Origin of the sequence: Gilliamella sp. GillExp13 (genome assembly GCF_001690815.1) — a bacterium.
Taxonomy (GTDB): domain Bacteria; phylum Pseudomonadota; class Gammaproteobacteria; order Enterobacterales; family Orbaceae; genus Gilliamella; species Gilliamella bombi.
Map to the genome: position 1 here is coordinate 1 of NZ_LZHJ01000156.1, position 26857 is coordinate 26857.

Sequence of the window (26857 nt, forward strand, 5' to 3'; positions counted from 1 at the left end):
AATAGTGGGGCGAAGTGCTGGCAGGCATAAAACAGCGGCACTGGTCATGCAAGCTATGAGTCAAATTCCAATGAACTTACAGACGATTGAGTTGTTTCATTCTGATAGAGGAAAAGAGTTTGATAATCATTTGATTGATGAATGTTTAACAGCATTTGGAATTAAACGGTCTTTAAGTCGCAAAGGCTGCCCCTATGATAACGCAATTGCAGAAAGCACATTCAAAGCAGTGAAAACAGAATTTGTGTCAAATACTATTTTTGATTCACTGGCGCAACTTAAATTGGAATTTAATCACTATGTGGATTGGTTTAATTATAATCGACTTCATTCAACATTAAATTACCAGTCGCCGATTGAATACAAAAGAAATCGATGACCTTATCTTTTTGGTACTAAAAAGTGTGGACATACCATTTTAATCTATTTATAACAGGGGCATCAACTAACAATATCACTTACAGCAAATCGCCTGAAAGCTCAAAACTCAGTTTAGAAATCACACCAAAAGCTAATAATAATGCACAAATTGTACTACATGGCCCTAAAGATGTCGCCCAAGCAACCACGTTTACCATTTATGCCGATAAAGCAAAAACTCAAGTAATATATCGCTTTAAGATAAAAGATTGGTATGTTTACGTAGCTGAAGATAAGGCGCGCAATGTTTTAAAATCGGATGATAACATTGAGCGCTATTGTCAGAGTAAAGCAGGAAAAGGTTATTCTTTACGTAATGTCTCAAATAATAGTATGCGTAATAAAGGTGGTCGATTTCGTCACAAAATTGATTTCACTTTAATGGGAGAATGGGGCAATTTAGAAAAAGTGATAGGTGGTTCGCCGAATATTTTAATTGCTCATTATTTTGCTGACGAAATCTCGCTGGTTGGCCACTATCGTTTTTATAATAAAACAAATGGAGAAGTCTCTAAAGGTAAGGGGGAAAATTACTCAAATATTGTATGTGCTAAAACGCTAAAATAACATTTATGGTTATGTCAAGATAACCATAAATGTAGGGAAACGCCGAGTTGTTTACACTTCATGGTTAAAATAATCCTTTAAAAACTCATAAGGCGTTTTCCAAAAAACGCTTTATACAGTTTAACGGTATTATAAAAATTAATAAAGCGTTTAAACTTTTGTTTTCTCTTTTTTGAATCGCTAAATATTTGCTGATTATGCCACATCGTAATTCAATGTCGTATCACTCTTTCGGCTTTCCCATTGGTTTGTGGGCAGATGGGTTTGGTGAATTTTTGATTAATACAATGGTTATTACACGTTTTAACAAATAAGTGTTCACTTGAGCCTTGATACTCACAGCCCATTATCGGAATAAATACATTCAATGGTATAAGGACATTGGGCTAATATATCATTTTGTAAAAATGGTGCTGAGCTAAATTGGGGTTTATCGGGGTAATATCGGCATAAAGCTTACGTAAAAAATCATCAATATCGAAAAATAAATATTCTCTAGTTTGCTGTTTCGTTTCATTTTTAAGTAAAGGTAAACATTTGATATCAACGTGTAGCATTTCACTCGGAGATTTTGTTATAGTGTTTAGTTAAATCAGTAACCGTTATTTTTTCTTTATGATATAAACGCCATATCTCTTGCCTGCGATAAGGAGTTAGTTTTGTTTTTTTATGTATATTCATTACTGTCGTTCCTAGATTACTGTAAACAATGCGAGTAAATCCTACATTTAAATTAATACTATAACAAAACTCTACACCGAACTTCCATTAAGAATGGGAGAATTACCAAATGATAAGTGAATTCATTATAGATTACCTTGAATGGTAACGAATATCTCTATATTATGAGCAACATAGAATTTCTAATCAGTAAAAATAATAAATAAAACTATCTCTATGTTAATCAACGCTAAAAATATTCTCGAAAAATTAAATCCACATAATAAAATAAACTACGATTCTGTTTTAAAAGAAGTAATTTATAATTGGCAATCAGAATCAGTTCGACCAAAGTTATTAATTCATAGTTGTTGTGCACCTTGTAGCACCTATGTTTTAGAGTATTTAGCACAATATGCTGATATTACGATTTATTTTGCTAATTCTAATATCCATCCCAGAGTTGAATATGAGCACCGTAGTGTGGTGCAACAGAAATTTATTACTGATTTTAATCAGAAAACAGGTAATAACGTTCAATTCTTAGAAGCACCTTATCAGCCAGCAGAATTTATTAAACAAGTTGGTCATTTACGTGATGCGCCCGAAGGAGGCGAGCGTTGCCATATTTGTTACAAAATGCGATTAGATCTGGCTGCTATTAAAGCACAAGAATTGGGCTTTGACTATTTTGCAAGTGCTTTAACACTAAGCCCTAAAAAGAATAGCCAGAAAATAAACGAACTTGGGTTTGAAATTCAAGAGATCTTTTCGGTCAATTATCTGCCTTCTGATTTCAAAAAGAATAACGGTTATAAACGATCTATTGAATTATGCAAGGAGTATAATGTATATCGTCAATGTTATTGTGGTTGTATTTTTGCTGCCAAAGCACAAGGTGTTGATTTGAAAAATGTGATTGCGATAGCTAAGCAAGGTTTAGAAAAAGGTTTATAACTATTAGGGACATTTAATTATAGACCATACTCAAACGTATAGTTACCTGAAACTTTTTGACACTGTTGCTATCTGCTGAAAGATATTTTTTTTAAACAGAACTATTTGGTATTACTCAGACAGGCGGACAGTGTCGTGTGAGTAGTTATCTGCCATTAATTAAAAAGGCTATGATTAGTAATGGTTTTGAAGATATACCAATAATATCACTTAGCCCTAATAATATGAATCAGCGTGAGCAACCGGTTTTAAAATTAACTGGCTTAAAGCACTGCCAATTTCTTTTTTTTGCTATGCTGTTTGCTGATTCGTTAGCATAAGATGTATTATGCTGTTTCGCCTATAGCAAAGCTAAAACAACAAGTTGATCAACTTAAGGAGTTTTACATTAGAAAGTTAGAACAGCTTATTAGCCAGCATAAAGACCATAAAGCAATTTATATGCTATTAGCCGATGCAGTTAAAGACTTTAACTAAATAGAAATTCTAAACAAAGATTGCCTACAAATTGGTGTTGTAGGAGAAATTTATGTTAAATATAATAATTTTGCTAATCAACAAAGTATTGATTGGCTAGTTGATCAAGGTATTGAGTTGGTGATTCTACCAATGATCGAATTTTTTACTCGATACTTTGTAAATTTTAATAGTAATATTGATAACCATCTTGAATCAAAAAGGTATCTTTCTTATTTATTACACTTTTTTGAGCGGATTGCACAACGTTATATTGATAAGACTAATCAAATTCTGTCTAATTTTAAATATTATCAACCATATTCATAATATTTGTGATATAGCCAAAAAAGCTGAATAGATTCTTAATTTAAGTAATCAATTTGGAGAAGGCTGGTTGATTCCAGCAGGCATCATGAGTTTTGCTGAGTATGATGTTAGCAATGTCATTAGTTTGCAACCTATTGGGTATATTGCTAATCATATGGTTTCAAAAGGTGTTGAAAAACGTATGCGTGACTTGAATTCTAAACTTAATTTATTGTATTTGGATTTTGATGATGAGGCAGGAGAAGTAAACGTGCTAAATCATTTACATTTTATGGTTAGTTAATTAAAGTATACGCATATTGTTTAATAACTATAATGGCATATGGCTATGTGATAATTTAAATTATTCATAGTAGTATATTTACAATGAGGAAAATTACGTGTTGTCAGTTTATCAATTAAAACCCAAGTTTCAAGCATTACTTAAGCCATATGCTAGAGCACTTTATAATGCAAATGTTACTGCCAATCAAGTAACATTAATCGCTGGGTTTGGATCGATTTTTATCGCTTTGATTGTTGGAGCATTAGCCAAATATCAATGGATTTTTTTTCTTATTCCAATATGGATGTTTATCCGTATGGCACTTAATGCCATCGATGGTATGTTAGCTAGAGAATATCAGCAAAAATCAGATTTAGGTACTTATTTAAATGAGATTTGTGATGTTGTGTCAGATAGCGCATTGATACTTATTTTTACTCAAATTGAATGTGTGAATAACTATTTAGTCATTTTAGTGGTTTTATTGTCGTTGTTAACAGAATACAGTGGTGTGCTAGGTGTTATGATTGGTACTTCACGACGGTACGATGGTCCAATGGGTAAGAGTGATCGTGCGTTTGTTTTTGGTGGAATTAGTCTAGCTATTGCGATTTATTTATTACCTCTAAACTGGCTCAATACGTTATTATGGATCATTAGCATTTTGCTTATTTATACCGTAATTAACAGGATACGAAATGGCATTCAAGAAGCCTAAAAATAACGAGGGAAATATGCGTCAACAGCAACAAAAAACATTTATTAGCCATGATGGCTGTCAATTATTCTATCGCTATTGGCCTGTTATTGATAGCAATGCTAATCAACCTAACGCAATAGTCATTTTTCATCGTGGACATGAACATTCGGGACGTGTTGCACATCTTGCTGATGAATTAAATTTACCCGATTATCAAATCTTTGCTTGGGATGCTAGAGGCAATGGTCAATCAGAAGGCGAGCGAGGTGATGCTCCTAATTTTGCAACGTTAATTAAAGATGCTAACTGTTTCATTGAACATATCATGCAGGAGTATAACCTTCGTCAAGAAAATATTGCCATTATAGCCCAAAGTGTTGGTGCTGTTATTGCTTCGGCATGGGTACATGACTATGTGCCAAATATTCGTGCCTTAGTATTAGGCTCACCCGCTTTTAGCGTAAAATTATATGTGCCATTAGCGGTGCCAGGATTGAAATTACTCTATAATTTAAAAGGTAATTTTTTTGTTAATAGTTATGTCAAACCTAATTTATTAACACATGATTCAGAACGAGCAACTTCATTTACAAAAGATCCATTAATCACTAGACCTATTTCTATACGTCTTTTGCTTGATTTGTATTCAGTGTCAGATCGTATTGTTAAAGATGCAAATGCAATCATTGTCCCAACACAATTGTTAGTTTCTGGATCGGATTATGTAGTAAGACGTAAACCACAAAAACAGTTTTACGATAATTTGGGCGCACAACAAAAAGAATTTCACATTCTCCCAGGGTTTTATCATGATATATTTGGCGAAAAAGAGCGAAAATTCGCTATCGATCGTGCAAGACGATTTATTATTGGTTGTTTTGCCAATCAACTTTGTGTACCGTCATTAGTTAATGCTGATCTTGTAGGATATACTAGGCAAGAAGCAGATAATTTAACGATACCTCCATCGGGTTTAATTAAACCCATATACTGGAAATTTATTAAAGCCAATTTAAAATATGCCAGTAAAATATCTTATGGAATTAGGCTTGGTATCGATACAGGATTTGATTCGGGTAGTACGCTTGATTATGTTTATCGTAATGAACCATCGGGAACATCAAAACTAGGGCGTTTTTTTGATTATGTTTATTTACAATCTATTGGTTGGCGAGGAATTCGACAACGAAAAGCACATCTTGAAGAGTTATTAAAACTAGCTATCAATAAATTATATGATCAGAACTATTCTGTCGATCTTGTTGATATAGCAGCAGGGCATGGTCGTTATATTTTAGAAACGATTAATCAAATTGCCAATAAACCCAATTCGATCTTACTACGAGATTATAGTGATATTAATGTGCTTGCAGGTCAAAAATTAATAGAAGAGAAAGGATTAGTAAATATAGCTCGTTTTGAAAAAGGCGATGCTTTTAATCGTGGACAACTAGCCCAATTATCACCTAAACCAACTTTAGCTGTTGTATCTGGTTTGTATGAGCTGTTTAGTGATAATCAGTTGATACGTAACTCGTTATCTGGCCTTGCTGATTCAATACCTGAAGGGGGATATTTAATTTATACTAATCAGCCATGGCATCCTCAATTGGAGTTCATAGCAAGAGCGTTAACATCACATCGTGATGGTCAACCATGGGTTATGCGAAGGCGAACTCAACGTGAAATAGAACAGTTGGTTGCAACTGCTGGGTTTAAAAAAATAACAATGCGTATTGATCAGTGGGGGATTTTTACTGTATCGCTAGCACAACGAATTAGATAATGGATAAAGTAAAACTAGGGTTTAATAAGCTAACTATTTATAAGTTTATATGGTTAATTTTTTTAGCTATTTTCTTTTTTACTAGCTATAATTTTACCAATTGGTTTACCTCTATACGTAGTAATGTAGGAAGTATAGTTTTTAAATGGGAGCATTCAATTCCGTTATGGTCTTGGTCTATCGTACCTTATTGGTCGATAGACCTTATGTATGGACTAGCAATATTACTTGTTTGCTCTCATCGAGCTCTAAAATTACTTTGTCTTCGACTTTTATCCGCTCAGATCATTTGTATTATCTGTTTTTTGACTTTTCCGCTTAAATTTTCTTTTGAGCGACCAACATTAGATGGATTATCGGGATTATTATTTGATATTTTGATGGGATTTGATAAACCCTTTAATCAAGCGCCATCGCTTCACATTACATTATTGGTTATTTTATGGCAATTTTATGCTAGCTATTTTCGTGGTGTATGGCGTTATATTTTACATATTTGGTGTTTATTAATTGCTATATCTGTATTAACAACTTGGCAACATCACTTTTTTGACGTTCCTACTGGGATCGGAGTAGGGTGTTTCTGTATTTGGTTATGGCCAGATGATAGTCTATCACCAATAAAAAATTACCAATTACCTAAGCAGTATTTTTGGAGTATCATTTATTTTTTACTGTTCGCATTTTCCTTTTCTATTGCTATTTACTTTTATTCATGGGCATTGTGGTTATTATGGTTTTCTGTTACATTTTTATTAGTTTCAGTAAACTATTTATTAGTTGGCACAGTCGGTTTTCAAAAACAGACTAATGGAAAATTTAATCTTGCAGTTACTATTTTATATCTGCCTTATTTTGTGATTATATGGATTAATTCACGATTGTGGACATTTAAAGATAAGTCGGTAGATTTGATTTGTGATAATGTCTATTTAGGTAGAATACCTTCCAATAATACTTTGCGCACAAATCATTTTTTCACAATTGTTGATCTTTGTGCTGAATTACCGATTCCTCATTTTAATGGCCATTACAATCTGATCCCTGTATTAGATATGACACCACTGACGATTGAACAATGTCAGCAAGCAGCTGAAATTATTAATCAGCATTACAAAAAAGGCAAATTATTAGTTTGTTGTGCTTTGGGATATTCACGCAGTGCTACTGCTATTATTTCTTGGCTATTATTAACTAAAAGAGCATCGAACTTAGATGAAGCAATAAGTATGGTAAAAGAACACCGTCAAACAATTGTTATTACAGCTAAGCAACGAATAATTTTGTTAGAATGGTTTTTACAAATAACAAAAAGGAAGTCAGTATGCTGAATCATGATGAAACAAAAAAATTAACAACAGATTGTCAAACATCACTTGTGACATTTTGTAGTTTACTGACTATCAGTTTATCTATTGGTTTATTATTGTTAATTTTCACTATTACAGCATTATGTTTTGGATTGATCTCTAATTGGATGATTAACAATGCTTTACTATTAACCTTATTTTGTTTCGCTGCCTTTATTATGGGATTGATTGGGATTTATTACACATTACGAATTCAATTTGATAAACAACTATTTAAATATTTGTCTACTCGCAATAAACAACTCACCAATACACTTATTGAGTTAGATAATGCACTGTTAACTTTTCATTTAATTAAAACCAATCAATTAACAAAACGGACTATCATTGAACGCCAACAAGGTACGTTAATGTTATTTAGAAAACAAATAACATTACTGATTATGCAAATTATATTGTTAACAGGAGCATGGTTTAGTGGCATTCTTCAATCTTAGTAACTCGGTTAAAGCAAAATTGCTTCATATTTAACAGTGGATAAGCAATAAGGAGAAAGGAATATGTCTAATTATCAAAATGATACCTTATTACTATTTGCTGGCATTGGTATTTTACTTGTTATTGCTTCTACTATAGGTTGGTTATTAAAATGGTATCTTAGTAGTCCAAATAGTGTAATTGATAATCTTATCACTCGCATTAATGCATGGTGGGTAATGGTGGCTGTTATAGGTATTGCATTCTTGATAGGAAAATTTGCGGTAGTTTTTTTGTTTTTTGTAGCATCGGGTATTGCATTACGAGAGTTTTTAATTTTAACGCCAGTTAGTCGTTATGATTCTTATGCATTGATATTTGCCTATTTCATTGCTTTACCTTTGCAATATATTTTAGTTGCTATATCGTGGTATGGATTATTTAGCATTTTTATCCCTGTTTATGGCTTTTTATTATTAGCCATTTTGGCGGCAATAACCGGTTCAACTTATAATTTTTTGGAGAGAACGGCTGAAGTACAATGGGGATTAATGATTACAGTATATAATATTTCTTGTGTACCAGCATTATTAATATTACCAATTAATGACTATCAGGAGCGCAATCTTCTTTTGATTGCTTTTTTAGTATTGGTTGTAGAGCTTTCAGATGTGCTGCAATATGTGTTTGGAAAATTATTTGGCAAACATAAAATTAGTCCAAATCTATCACCATCTAAAACGGTTGAAGGGTTTATTGGGGGGACTTTATTAGCAAGTTTTATAGGTGCGTGCCTATTTAAGATAACACCTTTTAGTTTTGTACAAGCAGGTTTAATTTCACTTATGGTTACGTTACTAGGTTTTTTGGGAGGCCTAGTTATGTCAGCCATCAAACGTGATAGAGGTATAAAAGATTGGGGAAATTTGATCAGTGGTCATGGTGGAATGCTTGATCGTTTAGATTCTGTTTGTTTTGCCGCACCGATCTTTTTTCATATTGTACGCTATTTTTGGGGCTAACTTTAATATTAACTTTAGATAAGCAAACTAGTTATATAAATTATACAAATTCACATGCAAAAATAGAGCAAAGTTGTTTAATTTATGATATAAATACAGTTATAGTATTAACTTTAAGATATAAATAAGGACTTTATTATGTTAAAAGAGCAAATGGTAGTAAAAAACTCAACGGGCTTGCATGCTCGCCCTGTAACAACGCTAGTTAAATTAGCTGGTCGTTATAAATCATCAATTGAGCTTGTTTATAATGATAAAGCAATTAAATTAAAAAGTATGATGGGTTTACTTGGTGCTGGCGTTAAAGGTGGTTCAACTGTAGAAATCATCTGTGATGGTGAAGATGAACAAGCAGCAATGGACGAAATCCGCGAATTATTTGCAACTGGTTTTGGAGAATAATTAACTTAGTTAATATAAGTTAGCTTAAAGTATTTTAATAATCCCATCGACTCTAGTCGACGGGATTTTTTTTAGGCATAACTAAATACTTTTAAGTAGACCTGTTTAAAAAGATTTTAAATTAATCTTTAATTATTGAACTTAATTCTTTAGGATCAATTGATGGTAATACTTTAGTAAAACCTTTAGTTAAATAAGTTAAATAAATAAATCCAACAGCTAACCAAACTAAACCAACAATCATCGCTGTTGCATCAAGACTTGTCCACAGCCACAATGAAAGCAAAACGCCAATTGCAGGTAATAGTCCATACTTAAATAGCATTGATGCTGTTTTTGTATTACCACTAAGGTAGCTTTTGATCACACATAGATTGACAAAAGTAAACGCCACTAATGCACCAAAGCTTATCATTGAGAAAACTAAACTAAGATCTAATACTAATGATAGCAATGAAAAACAAGCCACAAAGATAATCGATAAATAAGGCGTTCTAAAGCGTGGGTGAATTTTATAAAAGATCTGTTTAGGTAGCACGCCTTCACGCCCCATTGCATAAAAAATCCGTGATACGCTAGTCTGTGCAGTCATTGCCGATGCAAAGACGCCAGTTAGATATGCCGCTTGAAAGAAATTGTACATAAAATTGTTACTAATTTGTCTAATAAATTCTATACGATTGATTTTATCAAGGTGGTGCATCACATCAAGGCTTGCCGTATCTTGGTTATCAACAAAACTACTCCACATAGGAAAAATCAAATGACCACAGTAAGAGACAACCAAAAAGATACAGCCAGCAATAAGAACTGTCCAAATAATGGCTTTAGGCAGAGATCTTTTTGCATCATTGGATTCTTCTGCCAACGTTGCTATTGCGTCAAAGCCTAAAAAAGCAAGGCAAAGTACTGCGGCTCCTGACATTAATCCGCTAAAATCATCAGCATTGATCTTAAGTGGTTTTATTATCACTTCTGAGGTTAAATGGGTATTTGCAAAAGTGAAAAATATAAATAATCCAATAAAAATCATCTGAACAATAATTAAGGTGAAATTTACCGAATTGATCAACTTAATACCCAGATAATTTAAGAGACTAACCCCAATCAATGATCCAAGTACAAATACATAATCAGGAACGCTAGGAAATGCTTCATTAAGATAAATACCTAATACCAAATAATTTAATATTGGTAAAAATAGGTAATCAAGGATTTGTGCCCAACCCACCAAAAATCCAGCTTTTCCACCAAAAGTACGTTGTACATAAGAATAAGCAGAACCAGCAATAGGCAGTTTATTTGCCATACGACAATAGCTTAATGCAGTGAAAAAAATCATGGCAAGGGTGATGATATAGGCTATAGGCAAGTGTCCATTACTTTTAACAGTTACTTCCCCATAAGTGGTAAAGATCCCTAAAGGAACCATATAAGCTAAACCAAATGCAATTAATGCAGGTGTGGTTAAAACTCGTTTCATTTTTATTGCGGACATGACTTACTTTGCTCCTCTGTCCCAAAAAACAATAAAAAACTACTAAGTATAGTTTTGCCTTTTTACCCGCTTAAAGCGGCAGGGAATTCTGCCATATTATAATAATTATGCAAGCTAATTTTTTGTAAAAAATATTAAAGCGGGCAAATTATAAACTTTAAAGTATATTAGCTGTTAATTAAGGCCTATTTAATTTAAACGGGTTAGTTAAAACTTTGAATTTCTATTTTTACATTTGAGTAGCAACAGAAATACTAATTTAACAAATCAGTTTATAAAATAAGTATAGATTATTGTATTGATCTTTAGTGGAATTAGGAGGTATGGTCAGGAGCTATATGGTATGTGATTGATATGTTTATCGGAGCATTGATTATTGCTGCTATCTTACATTTCACAAAACGACAGCGGGGAAACAGAAAAAGCAATTGAAGTTGATTAAAGCTTGGATAATTATTTATGCTACACCACTAATAATTGTGGTGTAGTAATTTGACATAAAAAATTTAAATTACATCATTTTGATAAACCGTTTTACCGCCAACAATAGTTGTTAACACGTTAACGTTTTGGATATCATTAGTTGGTATGGTAAATGGGTTCCGATCTAAAATAATTAAATCAGCAAATTTACCTTTTTCAATTGAACCAATATATTCATCTTGATTTAATACATATGCAGCATTGATAGTAGCACTACGCAATACTTCAGTAATAGTTAAATTACGATCGCTGTCTAATCGTGGATGATCAGCATCAATTTGTCGAGTCATAGCAATTTGGAAATCATACCATTCGTTTAAAGGATCAATTGGCCAATCGCTACCAAATGCACAGTTTACACCAGCATCAATGTATTGCCCGTGTGCTTCTAATCCATTATAACGTTCTGGACCAAATAGAGTTTGATACTGCTCAACCATTGCTGAACTACAACCAGCCCACTGGAAAGAAAATACTACGCAAGCATTTAATTGTTTATATCTGGCAAACTGGTGTGTTGCGCTTAGTTCGTTATGTGCAGTGCTTGGACGGATATCTGCATCAGGTAAGGCTTTTCGCATTTTTTCAATAGCATCAAGTACCACTTCAATTGCCCCTTCACCAACAGTATGCATATGTGGGTGAAAACCTGCTTTTGCGGATTCAAGTATTAATGTATCTAACATTTCAGTGGAATAATAAAGATCACCGTAACGATCTTTTTCGTTTTCTAACTGATATGGTTTAAGTAATCGTGCAGTCATCAAAGGTGCTTGCATTACGCCATCTACAAATAACTTAGTATGTGATATTTTAATGCCTGGTTTAGGTTGCCAGTTTTTATCATCATAACGAGCGGCAAACTGTTTTACTTTCTCAATGACATTTGGAATATCGGCAATTGATGACACATCATCAGGTGGCAATTCCCGTGCGCCGAACAGGCGGATAGAAAGCCCATCTTGTTGCTGTAGTCTTAAAAAGGCATCGGCTTGAGTTTCAGTAATTCGAGCATCCATAACAGCAGTAACGCCTTGTTTATTTAATTCTGCTTGCGATAATTTAGCAATATTAAGTGCTTGTTCATCAGTTAATTTAGAAATACTATCAAAAGCACGCATGGCTGGAGCATCTTCTAATATACCATTTAATTCACCTTCATCAGTACGACCAATTTTACCATCCGATGGTTCCGGTGTGTTTCTATCTAAACCAAATTTCTCTAATGCTATACTGTTAGCAACCAAAGTATGACAATCATTTGAAAACAAAATAACAGGGCGTTTTGTATTGAGTTTATCAAGATCAAAACGAGTAATATCTGTACCAATTGGTAACACTTCTTGGCGTAACCAACCACGGACTTGCAACCAATTAGCGTTATGATTGGGATTATCTTTATCTAAATAGTCTTGAATAATAGCTAAAGTTTCATCAATAGTTAAACTTTGGTAATTTAAATTACATGATGATAATTGCATGCCACCCCAAAAGGTGTGTAAATGTGAGTCAATAATACCTGGCATCATTGTTTTGCCTTGCAAATCATAAATTATTGTATGATTATCAACATAGTGACTGTTATTTATTTCTTGCGTGGAGCCTGTTGCAATAATATAGCCATTTTCAATTGCGATAGCTTCACACACGCTGTCTTGCTTATCTGCGGTGTAAATATAGCCATTAATATAAATAACATCAGCTTTAGCCATTATGTAGAATTCCTTAAATAAAGATCGAAATGAAAGGCTCACGATAACAGATTTATAAAAAATTTGTCAAACGCAATAATTTTCTTTATTGTGTGAGCAGATTATGCTACAAATAGCTATTTAGTTACAGCGTCACAAGGTGAACGGATGAAATATCAACAGTTAGAAAACCTTGAATGCGGTTGGAAATGGAATTACCTAGTTAAAAGGCACTTAGAAGGCGAGTTAATTACACGCTATATTGAAAAAAGTGCTGCGCAACATGCGGTCAATGAGTTATTGTTGTTGGAACATAACCCAACTGGTGTTGTTGATTGGATAAAACAGCATTTAAATCCTGACTTAGATAATCGCCTGAAGCAAACTATTCGGGCAAGGCGAAAGCGTCATTTTAATGCAGAACAACAAAATACTCGAAAAAAATCCATTGATTTGGAATTTTTAGTTTGGCAACGATTGGCTAATTTAGCTAAACGCCGTGGATGCACGTTGTCACAAACCATTACTCAACTAATTGAAGATGCAGAGCAGAAAGAACAATATGCAACGAAAGTATCAACAATTAAAGATGATTTACTGTCACTCCTAGATGTAAATATTGATAGTAAATAATACAAACAACAGAATAGAAAGGTTTAATTATGGGAAAATCCCTTGTTATTGTGGAATCACCAGCCAAAGCAAAAACGATCAATAAATATCTTGGCAAAGATTTCGTGGTTAAATCAAGTGTAGGTCATATTCGCGATCTACCTGTAAGTGGTAGCAGCCAACGAGCTGAAAAATCAATAAAAGACAAAAAAGATAAAGTTGAGAAAAAAGTTAAACGTTCAGAAAAACAAGTATTGGTTGATCGCATGAGCGTCGATCCATATAACGGTTGGAAAGCGCATTACGAAATTCTACCAGGTAAAGAAAGAGTAGTATCTGAACTGAAAAAACTGGCTAAAGATGCAGACATGATCTATCTTGCAACCGATTTGGATAGAGAAGGAGAAGCCATTGCATGGCATCTTAAAGACGTGATAGGTGGTGAAGATAGCAAATATCGTCGTGTTGTTTTTAACGAAATTACCAAAACGGCGATCAAAAATGCTTTTAATGAACCATCGATGCTTGATATGGATCGGGTTAACGCCCAGCAAGCACGTCGATTTATGGATCGGGTAGTTGGCTTTATGCTATCGCCATTACTTTGGAAAAAGGTTGCTAGGGGCTTATCAGCTGGACGTGTACAATCTGTTGCTGTACGCCTTGTTGTTGAGCGTGAACGCGAAATTCATGCTTTCATTCCTGAAGAATACTGGGATCTGTTTGCTGATTTGAGCACGGCTAAAAATGAGCCATTAAGTTTACAAGTTACTCATTATAAAAACGATGCATTCGAACCTAAAGATAAAGTTGCCATTGATATTGCGCTAGCTGAACTTAATAAAAACCAATATCAAGTAACTAATATTGAACAAAAGCCAACTAAAAGTAATCCAACAGCACCTTTTATTACCTCAACTTTACAGCAAGCAGCAAGTACTCGTCTTGGTTTTGGTGTTAAAAAAACCATGATGTTGGCTCAAAGATTATATGAAGCAGGTTACATTACCTATATGCGTACTGACTCGACCAATTTAAGTCAGGATGCGCTAGCGATGGTACGTGATTATATTGGTAAAAATTTTGGCGATAAATATCTACCAAAATCGGCTAATATATACAGTAGTAAAAAGAACTCGCAAGAAGCGCATGAAGCGATTCGCCCATCAGATGTTACTATCTTAGCTGATAATCTTAGTGATGTTGAAGCTGATGCCGCTAAATTATACCAACTAATTTGGCGCCAATTTGTAGCTTGCCAAATGACATCGGCTGAATATAACTCAACAACAATTACGGTTAATTCAGGTGATTTTACTTTAAAAGCCAAAGGTCGGACATTGCGTTTTGATGGTTGGACTAAAGTGCAGCCACAGCTAGCCAAAAATAATGAAGATAAAATATTACCATCACTATCGATAAACGATAAGCTTGATTTGATTAACTTAAATCCAAATCAACATTTTACCAAACCACCAGCAAGATATAACGAAGCATCTCTTGTTAAAGAGCTTGAAAAGCGAGAAATTGGGCGACCATCGACTTATGCAACCATTATTTCGACAATTCAAGATCGTGGTTATGTGCGTTTAGATAATCGTCGGTTTTATGCTGAAAAAATTGGTGAAATTGTTACCGATAGACTTAGTGAAAACTTTAATGATCTAATGAGTTATGATTTTACAGCACGTATGGAACATGCTCTGGATGAGATTGCTCATAAAAAACAAGAATGGCGTGAAGTGCTTGATCAGTTTTTTAGTGACTTTAGTCAGCATTTTGAGGTTGCTGAACAAGCACCAGATAAAGGTGGAATGCAGCTTAATCCATTGGTGCTAACACCTGAAATTAAATGTCCAAATTGTGGGCGTGAAATGGGTATTAAAACTGCCGGTACCGGTGTATTTTTAGCTTGTTCAGGCTATGCGTTGCCACCTAAGGAGCGTTGTAAACAGACCATTAACTTAATTCCTGAGCACGAAACATTAAATATTCTAGAAGAAGCTGAAACAGCAGAAACTGATGCTTTAAGAGCCCGTAAACGCTGTCCAAAATGTCACACGGCTATGGATAGTTATCTACTTGATAATGAACGAAAACTGCATATCTGTGGCAATAACCCGATTTGTGATGGTTTTATTGTCGAAAAAGGTAACTTTAAGGTTAAAAGTTATGAAGGGCCAATTATTGAATGCGAAAAATGTGGTTCAGAAATGCATTTAAAATCGGGGCGATTTGGCCTATATATGGGCTGTACTAATCCTGATTGTAAAAATACGCGTAAGATCTTAAAAAATGGTGATGTTGCACCACCAAAAGAAGACCCAGTTGATCTGCCAGAACTAAAATGCACCAAGTCAGATGCACATTTTGTATTACGTGACGGTGCTGCGGGTATCTTTTTGGCGGCGCATAATTTTCCAAAATCAAGAGAAACACGCGCACCTTTGATAGAAGAGTTACAACGTTTTAAAGAACGCTTGCCCGAAAAATTCATTTATTTGACCGAAGCACCAAATAAAGATCCTAATGGTAATCCATCAATTGTTCGTTTTAGCCGTAAAAATAAACAACAATATGTTACTTCTGAAGTTAATGGAAAATCGACAGGTTGGGTGATGCAATATGTAGATGGCAAATGGATCAATAGCAAAAAATAGGTAGACACGTTTGAATTTTGTTAAAAACTTTCAGGAAAGCATGTGGTTAAGTATAAAATAATTATTCTTTTGTGCTAGGCTGTGAAATTACTTACCTTAGCAATTTTTCCTTTTGGAGTTTTATAGAAAGGAAGAAGAGCATACAGTTAGAGGAGCGTTTGAGTGTTATGAAATTGCAACAATTACGCTATATTGTTGAGGTCGCAAATAACGACCTCAATGTATCGCTAACATCCGAAAAACTGTATACCTCTCAACCCGGTATAAGCAAACAAATAAAATTATTAGAAGACGAGCTCGGCGTTCAGATATTTACTCGAGTGGGTAAACACCTTTCTCAAATCACACCGGTTGGTGAAAAAATCATTGCTTTTGCCCGAGAGATCCTCAATAAGTCCAATGATATTAAGATTATCGCCAAAGAGTTTAGTCAACCAAATCAAGGCTCATTAACAATTACCACTACCTATACTCAAGCTCGTTATACATTGCCAGTTGTGATTCAACAGTTTATGCAGCAATATCCAAGTATTACATTGCATATGGAGCAAGGATCATCCCCTCAATGTATTTTACAAACTCAAGAAGGTATGGCAGAATTTGCTATTGTGACCGATATCTCACAGCTTAGCGATGATATGATAGCCTTACCTTGTTATCACTGGAACCAAGCTGTGATTGTGATGAAAGATCATCCGCTTGCCAAAAGTAAATTAATTTCTATTGAAGAGCTTTCAAAATATCCGTTAGTTAGTTATGATTTTTCTAATGATGGTTCAGATTTAAATCAAGCTTTCTTGCGTGCTAACCAATCACCTAATATTGTTTTTAGCACAACGGATGCCGAGTTAATTAAAACTTATGTTAAATTAGGTGTCGGCGTTGGTATTGTGGCAAAAATGGCGGTGATCAATACTTCAGATGACGATTTAGTTGTACTTAATGCTGGACATATTTTTCCTTACAGCACGACCTATATCGTTTTTCCTCGCTCATTATATTTACGCAGTTATATGTATGATTTTATCAGTCAGTTTTCGCCTCATTTGAATCGACAAGCTGTAGACAAACTTATGTTATGTGAAAACAATTCCGAAGTATTAACGATGTTTAACGGGGTTAAATTACCGGTTTACTAATTTATTCTATCTTTTTTTATGAGAATAAAAAATTGAAACAAAGTGCGACATAACTCGCACTTTGGATGGGTTATAACTATTTATGTCTTGCTTTTAAAATACCAATGACATCTTGTAAAGACAGATTCTGGTCTTGGAGTAAAACTAATAAATGATAAATTAAATCGGCAGATTCATTTTTTAGTTCCTCGCTGTCATGAACTGTTGCTGCAAGGGCTGTTTCAACGCCTTCTTCTCCCACTTTTTGAGCTATGCGTTTAGTGCCGTCATGATACAGTTTTGCGGTATATGATGATTTAGGATCGGCATTTTTACGCCCTGCAATTATCTGTTCTAATTCAAATAAAAATCCCCATTGAGTTTTAGTCGAAGCAAAACAACTTGTTGAGCCGGTATGGCAAGTTGGGCCAACTGGATCAACTAAAATCAATAACGTATCATTATCACAATCCGTTGAAATACTCACAACATTAAGAAAATTGCCAGAAGTTTCACCCTTTGTCCAAAGGCGCTGTTTGGTTCGTGAATAAAAAGTGACTTTGCCGCTATTTTGTGTTTGTGCTAACGCTTCTTGATTCATATAGCCAAGCATTAACACATCGCCCGAAACATAATGCTGAATAATGACCGGCATTAAATTATCCACTTTTTGCCAATTCAGTTGTTGTAAATCTAATTGGGTATTGCAATTTTGCGTTAACATAATCGAATATTTACTCCATGCTGTGCCAAATATTGTTTAAGTTCACCAATATTAATAATTTGTTTATGAAAAACTGAGGCAGCTAATGCTCCATCAACTTGTGCTTCATTAAATGCCTGTAAAAAATGCTCAATAGTACCAGCACCGCCTGAAGCAATTAGTGGCACGTTGCATACTTCTCGAACGGCGTTTAGTTGAATAATATCATATCCATTACGAACACCGTCTTGGTTCATCATATTAAGAACAATTTCACCTGCACCACGTTTTTGTACCTCCTGTACCCAGTCGAGAGTGTTCCATTTTGTGGCAACGGTACGTTTTTCGTCACCAGTAAATTGATAAACATGATAATTGTTTGACTGTTTGTCATACCAGCTATCAATGCCAACTACAATGCACTGTACTCCGTAACGATCTGCAAGCCGTGTAATTAAACTAGGATCAGCAAGGGCAGGGGAATTAATCGAAATTTTATCAGCTCCAAAGGTTAATATTTGACCTGCATCTTCAACCGTTTTAATACCACCAGCAACACAAAAAGGGATATCAATCACTTCGGCAATTTTTGCGATCCAACTTTTATCGACAACACGGCCATCTGACGAAGCGGTGATATCATAAAAAACGAGCTCATCTGCGCCTTCTTCTGCATATCTTTTTGCTAAGGGGACTATGTCTCCAATAATTTCATGATTACGAAATTGTACACCTTTAACCACTTGTCCATCGCGAACATCTAAACAGGGAATTATTCTTTTGGCCAACATGAAATTGCCTCCTGAACTGTAAATTTTTCCTCAAGTAAAGCACGGCCAACAATGACACCTTTAACACCACTGTCTTTCAGTGCTTTGACATCACTCAATTGACCAATTCCGCCAGACGCTTGAAAAGCAATCTGTGGGTATTTACGACTAATTTCCTGATACAACTTAACGTTTGAGCCACTGAGTGTGCCATCTTTGGAAATATCTGTACACAATACATGCCTTAAGCCATAAGGAAGGTAATCATCAATCACTTGTTCTAGTGTCTGACAGGAATCTTCTTGCCATCCATGAATAGCGACATATTTATTTCCTTGGTTGTCAATGCGGACATCAAGAGCCAATACTAGCCTTTCTGCACCATATTTTGAAAACCACTGTTTGACCAATTCGGGTTGCTTAATAGCTGTCGAACCAATTACTATGCGAGCAGCGCCGGCAGATAGCAATGATTGTATATCTTTTTCAGTACGAATTCCTCCACCAACTTGAACTGGTATTTGCACACCATTAATCAGATTTTGTATTAGTAAAATTTGGCGTTTTTGGGGATCTTTCGCACCTGTTAAATCAACAAGATGTAACAGTTTAGCACCTTGTTTTTCATAATCCTGTAAGCGTAAAAGTGGATCGTTGCCATAATCACGTTTTTGCTTATAATCACCTTGATGTAATCGCACAACGGAACCATCGATTAAATCAAGTGCAGGAATGATTATTGGAAAAGCTGTCATAGTTACATCTCCAAAAAGTTTTTTAGCAATTTTGCACCGGCTAAGCCAGAACGCTCGGGATGAAATTGCACGCCGTAAAAGTTTTCTTTTTGTACGGCTGCGGTAAAGCTTTCGCCGTAATTGGTTTCTGCTATTGTTGCTGAGCATAATGGCATCGCGTATCCATGTACAAAGTAAAAATAAGCATCATCAGGAATATCTCGAAATAGATGATGACCGGCTTTAGGTGAAACCTGATTCCACCCCATATGTGGTAAAGGTAAACTACAATTAGGAATTTCTCTAACTTTTTCGTGAATAATTCCCAATGTGTTAACATGTCCTTCGGTACTATAATCGGCTAAAAGTTGCATACCAAGGCAGATCCCTAATACAGGTTGAGTACAGACTTTGATAAGTTCAACTAAATGACGCTCTTTTAATTTTTCCATTGCTGAACTTGCGGATCCTACTCCAGGTAAAAACAACTTATCTGAGCTGAGCACGATATCAGAGTCAAGGCTAATTATTGGATCATAACCTAATCGTTGCACGGCATATTTGACCGAAGATAGATTAGCACAGCCAGTATCGAGGATGACAATCTTCATTTATAGCACTCCTTTTGAGCTTGGTAATCGGTCACTTTCAATTTTGATGGCTTGTTTTAATGTTCTAGCAAAAGCTTTAAATAAACTTTCTACTTTATGATGATCATTATCGCCATCTGTTTCAATATGCAATGTAATAGCCATAGCATAACTTATTGAGTAAAAGAAATGTTCTACCATTTGCGTGCTCATATCGCCAACTTTAGGGTGAGTAAACTCTGATTTAAATTTTAGATAAGGGCGTCCTGAAATATCTATTGCACATTTGGCCAAACACTCGTCCATAGGGATAACAGAGGCATAACGGGTAATACCACGTTTATCACCGAGTGCTATTTTTAGTGCCTTTCCTAAAGCTAGTCCAGTATCTTCTATGGTATGATGATCATCAATATGTAAATCACCATCAACTTGGATATTGAGTTTAATTCCACCATGAGTCGCAATTTGATCGAGCATATGATCAAAAAAACCAATTCCAGTATTAATTTGACTGCCACCTTGGCGATCAAGCCACACTTCAACAAGTATTTTAGTTTCTTTGGTATTGCGTTCAACTTTTGCATAACGATCTTTAGTGGTTAATCGTTGGGCGATTTCGTCCCAATTTAAATTTTCAGGATGATATCGTAATCCTTGGATTTGCATGTTTTCAGCCAATTGAATATCTGTGACCCTGTCACCAATAACATAACTGTTTTGTTTATCTAATTTACCACTAGTAAGATATGGCAAAACTAATTGGATTTTCGGCTTACGACACTCACAATTATCTTCTGGAAAGTGTGGGCAAATTAAGACATCCTCAAAATTAACACCTTGCGATTTAAAAATCTGCATCATCAAATTGTGTGGACCATCAAAATCAGCCTGTGGATAGCTACTAGTCCCGAGCCCATCTTGATTGGTGACCATCACTAAATGGTATCCCGCAGTTTGTAGCTTGAGTAGGGCTGGGATCACATTAGGTTCAAAAACCAATTTTTCAAACTGATCAACCTGAAAATCAACCGGAGGTTCAGTAATTAGTGTGCCATCTCGATCAATAAATAAGTACTTTTGTAACATTTTTGCTCCTATTTAATTGTTTTGAGCGCAGAAATGACTGCTTCGCAATCGGCTTGGGTACCAATGGTAATACGAATAATATTTTGTTGCCCAATAGATCTACTTTGATCTCGTAAAATAATACCTTGGTGCCATAAAATATTAAATACATCTTTATCATGTTGAAATTTAACACACAAATAGTTGGAATAACTTGGATAAACTTTTTCGACAATAGGCAATTGTCGAAGTAAATTGGCAAATTTTTCCTTTTGATTATTTAAATTTACCACATGTAGCTTCATGGTATTCACACCATCTTTACTCAATGCTTGAGCTGCAATATCAGCAACAGGGGTTGCTAGAGGGTATGGTGCAATAACCTTCTGTAAGGCTTCGATCACAGGTTTATTAGCAATGGTGAAACCGCAACGTAATCCAGCCAAAGCAAAGGCTTTGGATAATGTTCGTAAAATCACCAAGTGAGGATAGTCATTAAGCCAACTAACGACACTAGATTCAGGTGAAAACTCAATATAAGCCTCATCAATAATGACCAAAGCACGATCTTTGGCAATATTAAGTAAAGCTTTGATATCATCAGAATTGATTAAATTACCGGTCGGATTATTTGGTGAACAGACATAAATTAGTTTTACAGTATCAATATTTTGTTTTATACCCTCAAGATCAAGTTGCCAATCAGAAGTGGTTGGCACAGTTTTGGTTTTAATACCTAATGTCTTAGCACTTACTTGGTACATACCATAAGTTGGTGGACAATATAAAATACTATCGTGCTGAGGCTCACAAAATGCACGCATTAAAAGCTCAATGGCCTCATCAGCTCCTCGGCTAACAAGCACTTGTTCAGTTTTAACCCCTGCATATTGTGCATAACGCTGAATTACTTTTTCAGGCTGCGGTTCTGGATAACGGTTTAAGGTTTGATCTGTCAAGTCAAAATGTGGAGCAACGGGGTACTCGTTGGCATTTAGCCACACATCGCCTTGACCACCAATTCGCCGAGCAGATTGATAAGGTGTTAATTGCTGAACATTTTTTCGAACTAATTTATTGATATCCATTTTAGTCACCTATTTTTGATTTGTTGAATTTAATACCGATAGACGAAGACTAACTGCTTGTTTATGAGCGGTTAGTTGTTCAGCCTCTGCCATAAGCTCAACGGCATTACCTATTGCTTTTAATCCTTCTGGTGTTAATTTTTGCACCGTCATACGTTTTTGAAAATCAGCAAGCCCAAGACTAGAATATGTGGCTGTATAACCATAAGTTGGTAATACATGATTGGTTCCTGATGCATAATCACCTGCTGACTCCGGTGACCAATTACCCAAGAAGATCGAGCCAGCACTAGTAATTTGTTCAACTAATTCATCCGCATTCGCAGTTTGAATAATTAAGTGTTCGGGACCATAGCGATTGCTAATAGCAACACATTCATCCAAATCTTTAGTTACAATAAGGCGACTTTCTTGTAATGCTTTTTTAGCGATATTTTGGCGCGATAGTTGCGTAAGTTGTTTATCGACTTCAATCGATACTGCTTGTGCTATTTTTTCATCAGGTGTTAACAAAATAACTTGTGAATCAGGACCATGTTCAGCTTGTGACAAAAGATCGGCAGCAATGAAAGCAGGATTTGCTGAACTATCTGCAATCACTAGTACTTCAGACGGACCAGCTGGCATATCTATGGCTGCGCCATCAAGTCGCTGACTGACTTGTCGTTTGGCTTCGGTAACGTAGGCATTTCCTGGACCAAAAATCTTATCGACTTTAGGAACCGATTTGGTGCCAAGCGCCATTGCGCCAATGGCTTGTGCACCGCCTAATTGATAAACCTCGCTAACACCACATAATTGTGCCGCATATAAAATTTCGTCAGCAATGGGCGGTGGTGAACATAAAATAACTTGACGACAACCCGCAATTTTAGCAGGTGTTGCAAGCATTAACACAGTAGATAATAAAGGGGCAGAACCACCCGGAATATAAAGTCCCACTGAATGAATAGGGCGCGTTACTAACTGACATTTTACGCCCGGCATTGTTTCGACCATAATGGATTGATAGGCTTGTGCTTGGTGGAATTTTTCAATGTTGGCAACCGCTAATTGCATGGCTTGTTTTAATTCAGGATTAACACGATTTGCGGCGGTTTTTATTTCTTCTTGTGTAAGCTTTATTTGCTCAATTTGAATTTTATCAAATTTGTTACTTAATGCTTTTAGAGCCTCATCGCCGTGCTGTTTTACTTGTACCAAAATATCTGCTACTGCTTTGCTAATCGAATCCGAAGTATTAATTGCTGGGCGAGTAAGTAGTTTCCTGCGTTGATCGTCAGTACATTGTTGCCAATAAGAGAGTTTCATATTATTACTCCATCATTTTTTCAATTGGTAATACAAGAATTGAACTTGCGCCTAATGTTTTTAATTTTTCCATGGTTTCCCAAAAAAGAGATTCACTACTCACCATATGTAACGCAACACGATTTTGCTCGCCTGTTAACGGTAAAATGGTTGGGTTTTCGGCACCCGGCAATAGCGCAACAATATCATCTAACACCTCAGTAGGGGCGTGGAGCATAATATATTTGGATTCACGAGCTTGAATAACGCCTTGAATGCGTGTCATGATTTTATCGATTAACGCCTGTTTTATTGGCGACATTTCACCTTGACGTTGAATTAAGCAGGCTTTTGATTTATAAATAACTTCGATCTCTTTTAGTCCATTGGCCTCAAGCGTTGCACCACTCGAAACCAAATCACAAATTACATCGGCAAGCCCAGCCCGAGGGGCAACTTCGACCGAACCATTAAGCAAACATGTTTTAAAGTTAACATTATATTGAGCAAGATAACGGCGGAGCAGGTGAGGGTAAGTGGTGGCAATACGCAAATCATTTAAACATTCTGGTCCTGTATACTCAAAATCACGAGGTGCTGCGATCGACAATCGACAGCCACCAAAATCTAAACTACGCAATTTTTTAAATTGTGGATCTTCGCCTTCGGCCTGCCTATCTAATACTTCCTCCTCTAAAACATTTTCGCCGACAATCCCAATATCGACAACGCCATCAATAACCAGTCCGGGGATATCGTCGTCACGAACACGCAAGATATCAATGGGCATATTTTCAGCAAAAGCAATCAAACGCTGTTCCTGAAGATTAATTTTAATACCACATTGGGCAAGTAACTTTTTTGATTCGTCACTTAATCGACCTGACTTTTGCATAGCAATGCGTAAACGCGAATTATCCAACATATCTTTCTCCAAAGTTATCTAAAAATTTATAAACTACAAACAAAAAACCCTCGGAAGTTTGATCTTCCGAGGGTTTCTGCTTGCTTTTGCGACATCACCGGAAGACCAAAGTCTTCCAGCACCAATTGCCCGAAGACTATTCAGGAATGATGGTGATGATGATGTGTACTAATAGCATTAGTAATAAAAACGCAAAAACAATTCATAAAAATAAAAACCTTTAACTGAGTTGATAATTAAAGCTACTGAACAAAATATAACAGAATTTACATGCTCGCAACTTTTTTTTGTTTTTTATGTAAAAAATCTTTATACAAAAAAGAGTCAAATGTATTACTGATTTTACAATAACACAGAAATGATTTACATTATGCTAGTTATTAATTGATTATTCAGAAACAATCTTTACTATATATTGCTTTCAAGATTTATTGTCATTATATGAATATCAATAATAAGGCTTTGTGGCAGCAATTCTATATAAATAAAGTAAATCAAATTATTATCTATAATAGGTATGTTTTTTTATAATGAATAACACGTTATAAAAAACATCATTTAAGAACTTTTAGTGCAATATTAATTTTTACTATAATTTAACACTCATGATTTATATTTTCTTATTTATTGTTTTTTAAAGAAATAAAACTCTATTATCAACAAGTTTAGAGCAAAGTTTTAATGTTTTTATGAGTTTTTAAGACAGTTAGTAGATCTTGATTTACACAAGATCGAGAAGAATAAGTATAATAATACCTAAGTTACTATATTTTATATTTGAATATAACAAAGGTTTTCATTAAAGAATGTCTTTAATTTTAATTAAGCATACTGAGTGCGAAATAGCAATTAATAATATCAAGTTTCAACAACGAAGAATATCGTTTTACATGTAATAAATATATTCGATTTTGTTACCCACTTATTTTAGCTAGGTCTATAAAGATAATATCTAATCTGAAGTTACCGACCATTTACCGAATTTGTATTTTTAGTAATATTATTTTAGGAGTTTTAAAAAATGAATCTGATCTGGTCAGCAGTTGGACAAGTTATTAGTTCTTGTCTTCCGGTTTTTTTATTAATTTTTCTTGGTTGGTTATGTGTACAACAAGGGATCTTTTCGAAGGATTCTAAAAAATTATTATCAGGACTGGTATCAAACTTTGTCTTTCCTGCTTTACTTTTTGTGCATACGTCTCATGCTAAACCGTCGCAAATATTCAATGGCATTTGGATGATTGCGTTTTTCTGTACTATGTCTTTTTTATGGATAATTTGTTTTTTAACCAATAAATACATTTTGCACAAAGAGTTAAAGTCGACGGCTATGAATGCAATGCTATGTTGCTTTCCCAACATGGGCGGGATGGGAGTTCCTTTCTTGACGTTAATGTTAGGGGCTGCATCAACTATTTCCGTTGCGATTGCTAATTTTGTTGTTGCATTATCATTGATCCCAATGACAATATTTTTATTAGAACTTTGTGATACTAAACTGTCTGGCGGTAAAGTCACCAGTGGTATGATCTTTAGTGCAGTAAAAAATTCACTTATGAAGCCAATGTTTTTGGCCGTTATTTTAGGGTTAATTGTGAGCGTTACCGATGGTACTAAATGGCTACCACATTTTGTGTTTAACACTTTTGATATTATGTCAAATGCCTGTAACTTTATTTCACTTATTGCGGTCGGTGTTGGTATTCATGGTGTTAAATTGAAATTATCTAAACCGTTAATGATCAATGTTGTGTTGAAAAGTTTCATTACACCAATTATTGCACTTATTTCCGTATATCTATTTGGTATCACAGGTATGGAAGCTGAAGAGTTAGTTTTCTTATTGGCAATGCCAACGGCATCAACAGCAGTTATTTTAGCTTACAATTGGAATGTTGAGCAAGAACAAGCATCAAGCATTTTCTTTGCATCAACAGTTTTATCTATTTTCATTTTACCAACCTTATTGCTTATTATGGACTTTACTATTCCAGGTGTTGCTTAATAATAAAGCTAAATATAAATGCTCTCATTTAATTTTAGATAAGGGCATTTATTATCAATTACACATTCTTTAGTAAGTCATGCAGGAATTACTTGTGTTGTTTACAGTAATAATAACTATCGTATTTCAAAAACCAATTAAACTTGTTTGTTCACAAATGAATGGAAAAGTAGAAAGAGTAATACCAACTTTGAATTAATAGTCAGCATAACCAACAAATATTTAGCGATTCAAAAGGTGGAAGACTAAAGCTTAAGCGATTAATTAGTT

26 protein-coding genes and 1 other annotated feature are annotated in these 26857 nt (G+C 34.9%); of the genes, 16 read left to right on the top strand and 10 right to left on the bottom strand.

Features of this window, described 5'->3' with window-relative positions; translation table 11 throughout:
• The 12 genes from A9G37_RS11040 to A9G37_RS11090 all read left to right on the top strand — a co-directional run.
• The coding region (locus A9G37_RS11040) for an IS3 family transposase (RefSeq protein ID WP_176701910.1) at positions 1-379 on the top strand (379 nt) is incomplete at its 5' end.
• 23 nt (positions 380-402) lie between these two features.
• Positions 403-987 (top strand): hypothetical protein, encoded by a 585-nt coding sequence (locus A9G37_RS11045; RefSeq protein ID WP_065575527.1) that lies wholly within the window; start codon positions 403-405, stop codon positions 985-987.
• A gap of 897 nt (positions 988-1884) precedes the next feature.
• A complete protein-coding gene (locus A9G37_RS11050; RefSeq protein ID WP_065575528.1) occupies positions 1885-2604 on the top strand; it encodes an epoxyqueuosine reductase QueH in 720 nt (239 codons plus the stop codon).
• A 137-nt stretch (positions 2605-2741) separates the two neighbouring features.
• Positions 2742-2924: a hypothetical protein gene (locus A9G37_RS11055; RefSeq protein ID WP_065575529.1), complete on the top strand. Its 183-nt coding sequence runs from the start codon at positions 2742-2744 to the stop codon at positions 2922-2924.
• 1 nt (position 2925) lies between these two features.
• Positions 2926-3081 carry a hypothetical protein gene (locus tag A9G37_RS12935; protein ID WP_176701911.1) on the top strand — a complete coding sequence of 52 codons (156 nt, stop codon included), beginning with the start codon at positions 2926-2928 and terminating at the stop codon, positions 3079-3081.
• A gap of 376 nt (positions 3082-3457) precedes the next feature.
• On the top strand, positions 3458-3673 hold the full coding sequence (locus A9G37_RS11060) for a hypothetical protein (protein WP_065575530.1): 216 nt from the start codon (positions 3458-3460) through the stop codon (positions 3671-3673).
• A gap of 97 nt (positions 3674-3770) precedes the next feature.
• The gene (locus A9G37_RS11065; RefSeq protein ID WP_065575531.1) at positions 3771-4373 is read left to right on the top strand and encodes a CDP-alcohol phosphatidyltransferase family protein; all 603 of its coding nucleotides are present in this window, start codon (positions 3771-3773) and stop codon (positions 4371-4373) included.
• Positions 4374-4389: 16 nt separating this feature from the next.
• The gene (locus A9G37_RS11070; protein WP_065575554.1) at positions 4390-6141 is read left to right on the top strand and encodes a bifunctional alpha/beta hydrolase/class I SAM-dependent methyltransferase; all 1752 of its coding nucleotides are present in this window, start codon (positions 4390-4392) and stop codon (positions 6139-6141) included.
• Positions 6141-7472, top strand: coding sequence for a phosphatase PAP2/dual specificity phosphatase family protein (locus tag A9G37_RS11075; RefSeq protein ID WP_065575532.1), 1332 nt, complete (start codon positions 6141-6143; stop codon positions 7470-7472). Before A9G37_RS11070 ends, A9G37_RS11075 begins: the two co-directional genes overlap by 1 nt.
• The gene (locus tag A9G37_RS11080; RefSeq protein WP_065575533.1) at positions 7466-7948 is read left to right on the top strand and encodes a hypothetical protein; all 483 of its coding nucleotides are present in this window, start codon (positions 7466-7468) and stop codon (positions 7946-7948) included. Before A9G37_RS11075 ends, A9G37_RS11080 begins: the two co-directional genes overlap by 7 nt.
• Before the next feature lie 63 nt (positions 7949-8011).
• Positions 8012-8950, top strand: a complete 939-nt coding sequence (locus A9G37_RS11085; RefSeq protein ID WP_065575534.1) for a phosphatidate cytidylyltransferase — start codon at positions 8012-8014, stop codon at positions 8948-8950.
• Positions 8951-9088: 138 nt separating this feature from the next.
• Positions 9089-9352, top strand: a complete 264-nt coding sequence (locus A9G37_RS11090) for an HPr family phosphocarrier protein (RefSeq protein ID WP_034913021.1) — start codon at positions 9089-9091, stop codon at positions 9350-9352.
• Positions 9353-9473: 121 nt separating this feature from the next.
• Here A9G37_RS11090 and A9G37_RS11095 read toward each other — a convergent pair whose 3' ends face one another.
• On the bottom strand, positions 9474-10850 hold the full coding sequence (locus tag A9G37_RS11095) for an APC family permease (RefSeq protein WP_065575535.1): 1377 nt from the start codon (positions 10848-10850) through the stop codon (positions 9474-9476).
• A gap of 506 nt (positions 10851-11356) precedes the next feature.
• Entirely contained in the window at positions 11357-13045 is a 1689-nt protein-coding gene (locus tag A9G37_RS11100; RefSeq protein WP_065575536.1) for an amidohydrolase, read from the bottom strand.
• A 147-nt stretch (positions 13046-13192) separates the two neighbouring features.
• On the opposite strand from A9G37_RS11100, the gene matP reads away from it, so the two are divergent.
• The 3 genes from matP to cysB all read left to right on the top strand — a co-directional run bounded on the left by matP (position 13193) and on the right by cysB (position 17435).
• Positions 13193-13657, top strand: a complete 465-nt coding sequence (gene matP, locus A9G37_RS11105) for a macrodomain Ter protein MatP (protein WP_034913031.1) — start codon at positions 13193-13195, stop codon at positions 13655-13657.
• Positions 13658-13686: 29 nt separating this feature from the next.
• Positions 13687-16296, top strand: coding sequence for a type I DNA topoisomerase (topA, locus tag A9G37_RS11110; protein WP_065575537.1), 2610 nt, complete (start codon positions 13687-13689; stop codon positions 16294-16296).
• 167 nt (positions 16297-16463) lie between these two features.
• Positions 16464-17435 carry an HTH-type transcriptional regulator CysB gene (gene cysB, locus A9G37_RS11115; RefSeq protein ID WP_065575538.1) on the top strand — a complete coding sequence of 324 codons (972 nt, stop codon included), beginning with the start codon at positions 16464-16466 and terminating at the stop codon, positions 17433-17435.
• Between the two features lie 76 nt (positions 17436-17511).
• Here the strand turns inward: cysB and hisIE are convergent, their stop codons facing one another.
• The 8 genes from hisIE to hisG are packed head-to-tail and all read right to left on the bottom strand — an operon-like array spanning position 17512 to position 24582.
• The gene (gene hisIE, locus A9G37_RS11120; RefSeq protein ID WP_065575539.1) at positions 17512-18138 is read right to left on the bottom strand and encodes a bifunctional phosphoribosyl-AMP cyclohydrolase/phosphoribosyl-ATP diphosphatase HisIE; all 627 of its coding nucleotides are present in this window, start codon (positions 18136-18138) and stop codon (positions 17512-17514) included.
• Positions 18132-18908 (bottom strand): imidazole glycerol phosphate synthase subunit HisF, encoded by a 777-nt coding sequence (gene hisF / locus A9G37_RS11125; protein ID WP_065560084.1) that lies wholly within the window; start codon positions 18906-18908, stop codon positions 18132-18134. Before hisF ends, hisIE begins: the two co-directional genes overlap by 7 nt.
• Positions 18890-19627, bottom strand: a complete 738-nt coding sequence (gene hisA, locus A9G37_RS11130) for a 1-(5-phosphoribosyl)-5-[(5-phosphoribosylamino)methylideneamino]imidazole-4-carboxamide isomerase (RefSeq protein WP_065575555.1) — start codon at positions 19625-19627, stop codon at positions 18890-18892. Before hisA ends, hisF begins: the two co-directional genes overlap by 19 nt.
• A gap of 17 nt (positions 19628-19644) precedes the next feature.
• Entirely contained in the window at positions 19645-20232 is a 588-nt protein-coding gene (hisH, locus tag A9G37_RS11135) for an imidazole glycerol phosphate synthase subunit HisH (protein ID WP_065575540.1), read from the bottom strand.
• Positions 20233-21300 (bottom strand): bifunctional histidinol-phosphatase/imidazoleglycerol-phosphate dehydratase HisB, encoded by a 1068-nt coding sequence (gene hisB / locus A9G37_RS11140; RefSeq protein WP_065575541.1) that lies wholly within the window; start codon positions 21298-21300, stop codon positions 20233-20235. It abuts the gene before it with no gap.
• 8 nt (positions 21301-21308) lie between these two features.
• Positions 21309-22367, bottom strand: coding sequence for a histidinol-phosphate transaminase (gene hisC / locus A9G37_RS11145; RefSeq protein ID WP_065575542.1), 1059 nt, complete (start codon positions 22365-22367; stop codon positions 21309-21311).
• A 9-nt stretch (positions 22368-22376) separates the two neighbouring features.
• Complete coding sequence (hisD, locus tag A9G37_RS11150) at positions 22377-23678, bottom strand: histidinol dehydrogenase (protein WP_065575543.1); 1302 nt, start codon at positions 23676-23678, stop codon at positions 22377-22379.
• A 4-nt stretch (positions 23679-23682) separates the two neighbouring features.
• A complete protein-coding gene (hisG, locus tag A9G37_RS11155) occupies positions 23683-24582 on the bottom strand; it encodes an ATP phosphoribosyltransferase (RefSeq protein ID WP_034913062.1) in 900 nt (299 codons plus the stop codon).
• Positions 24583-24620: 38 nt separating this feature from the next.
• Positions 24621-24741: a sequence feature (His leader region), on the bottom strand.
• 862 nt (positions 24742-25603) lie between these two features.
• On the opposite strand from hisG, the gene A9G37_RS11160 reads away from it, so the two are divergent.
• Positions 25604-26587 (top strand): AEC family transporter, encoded by a 984-nt coding sequence (locus A9G37_RS11160; RefSeq protein ID WP_065575544.1) that lies wholly within the window; start codon positions 25604-25606, stop codon positions 26585-26587.
• Positions 26588-26857 lie beyond the last annotated feature (270 nt).

Excerpts from the sequence above, each read along its gene's own strand:
- A9G37_RS11095 (WP_065575535.1), bottom strand. The coding sequence starts at position 10,850 with ATGTCCGCAATAAAAATGAAACGAGTTTTAACCACACCTGCATTAATT.
- topA (WP_065575537.1), top strand. The coding sequence starts at position 13,687 with ATGGGAAAATCCCTTGTTATTGTGGAATCACCAGCCAAAGCAAAAACG.
- matP (WP_034913031.1), top strand. The coding sequence starts at position 13,193 with ATGAAATATCAACAGTTAGAAAACCTTGAATGCGGTTGGAAATGGAAT.
- A9G37_RS11070 (WP_065575554.1), top strand. The coding sequence starts at position 4,390 with ATGCGTCAACAGCAACAAAAAACATTTATTAGCCATGATGGCTGTCAA.
- A9G37_RS11100 (WP_065575536.1), bottom strand. The coding sequence starts at position 13,045 with ATGGCTAAAGCTGATGTTATTTATATTAATGGCTATATTTACACCGCA.
- hisG (WP_034913062.1), bottom strand. The coding sequence starts at position 24,582 with ATGTTGGATAATTCGCGTTTACGCATTGCTATGCAAAAGTCAGGTCGA.
- hisC (WP_065575542.1), bottom strand. The coding sequence starts at position 22,367 with ATGGATATCAATAAATTAGTTCGAAAAAATGTTCAGCAATTAACACCT.
- A9G37_RS11050 (WP_065575528.1), top strand. The coding sequence starts at position 1,885 with ATGTTAATCAACGCTAAAAATATTCTCGAAAAATTAAATCCACATAAT.
- A9G37_RS11075 (WP_065575532.1), top strand. The coding sequence starts at position 6,141 with ATGGATAAAGTAAAACTAGGGTTTAATAAGCTAACTATTTATAAGTTT.
- hisD (WP_065575543.1), bottom strand. The coding sequence starts at position 23,678 with ATGAAACTCTCTTATTGGCAACAATGTACTGACGATCAACGCAGGAAA.
- hisIE (WP_065575539.1), bottom strand. The coding sequence starts at position 18,138 with ATGTTAACGCAAAATTGCAATACCCAATTAGATTTACAACAACTGAAT.
- A9G37_RS12935 (WP_176701911.1), top strand. The coding sequence starts at position 2,926 with ATGTATTATGCTGTTTCGCCTATAGCAAAGCTAAAACAACAAGTTGAT.
- hisF (WP_065560084.1), bottom strand. The coding sequence starts at position 18,908 with ATGTTGGCCAAAAGAATAATTCCCTGTTTAGATGTTCGCGATGGACAA.
- A9G37_RS11160 (WP_065575544.1), top strand. The coding sequence starts at position 25,604 with ATGAATCTGATCTGGTCAGCAGTTGGACAAGTTATTAGTTCTTGTCTT.
- A9G37_RS11080 (WP_065575533.1), top strand. The coding sequence starts at position 7,466 with ATGCTGAATCATGATGAAACAAAAAAATTAACAACAGATTGTCAAACA.
- hisH (WP_065575540.1), bottom strand. The coding sequence starts at position 20,232 with ATGAAGATTGTCATCCTCGATACTGGCTGTGCTAATCTATCTTCGGTC.
- A9G37_RS11085 (WP_065575534.1), top strand. The coding sequence starts at position 8,012 with ATGTCTAATTATCAAAATGATACCTTATTACTATTTGCTGGCATTGGT.
- A9G37_RS11090 (WP_034913021.1), top strand. The coding sequence starts at position 9,089 with ATGTTAAAAGAGCAAATGGTAGTAAAAAACTCAACGGGCTTGCATGCT.
- cysB (WP_065575538.1), top strand. The coding sequence starts at position 16,464 with ATGAAATTGCAACAATTACGCTATATTGTTGAGGTCGCAAATAACGAC.
- hisB (WP_065575541.1), bottom strand. The coding sequence starts at position 21,300 with ATGTTACAAAAGTACTTATTTATTGATCGAGATGGCACACTAATTACT.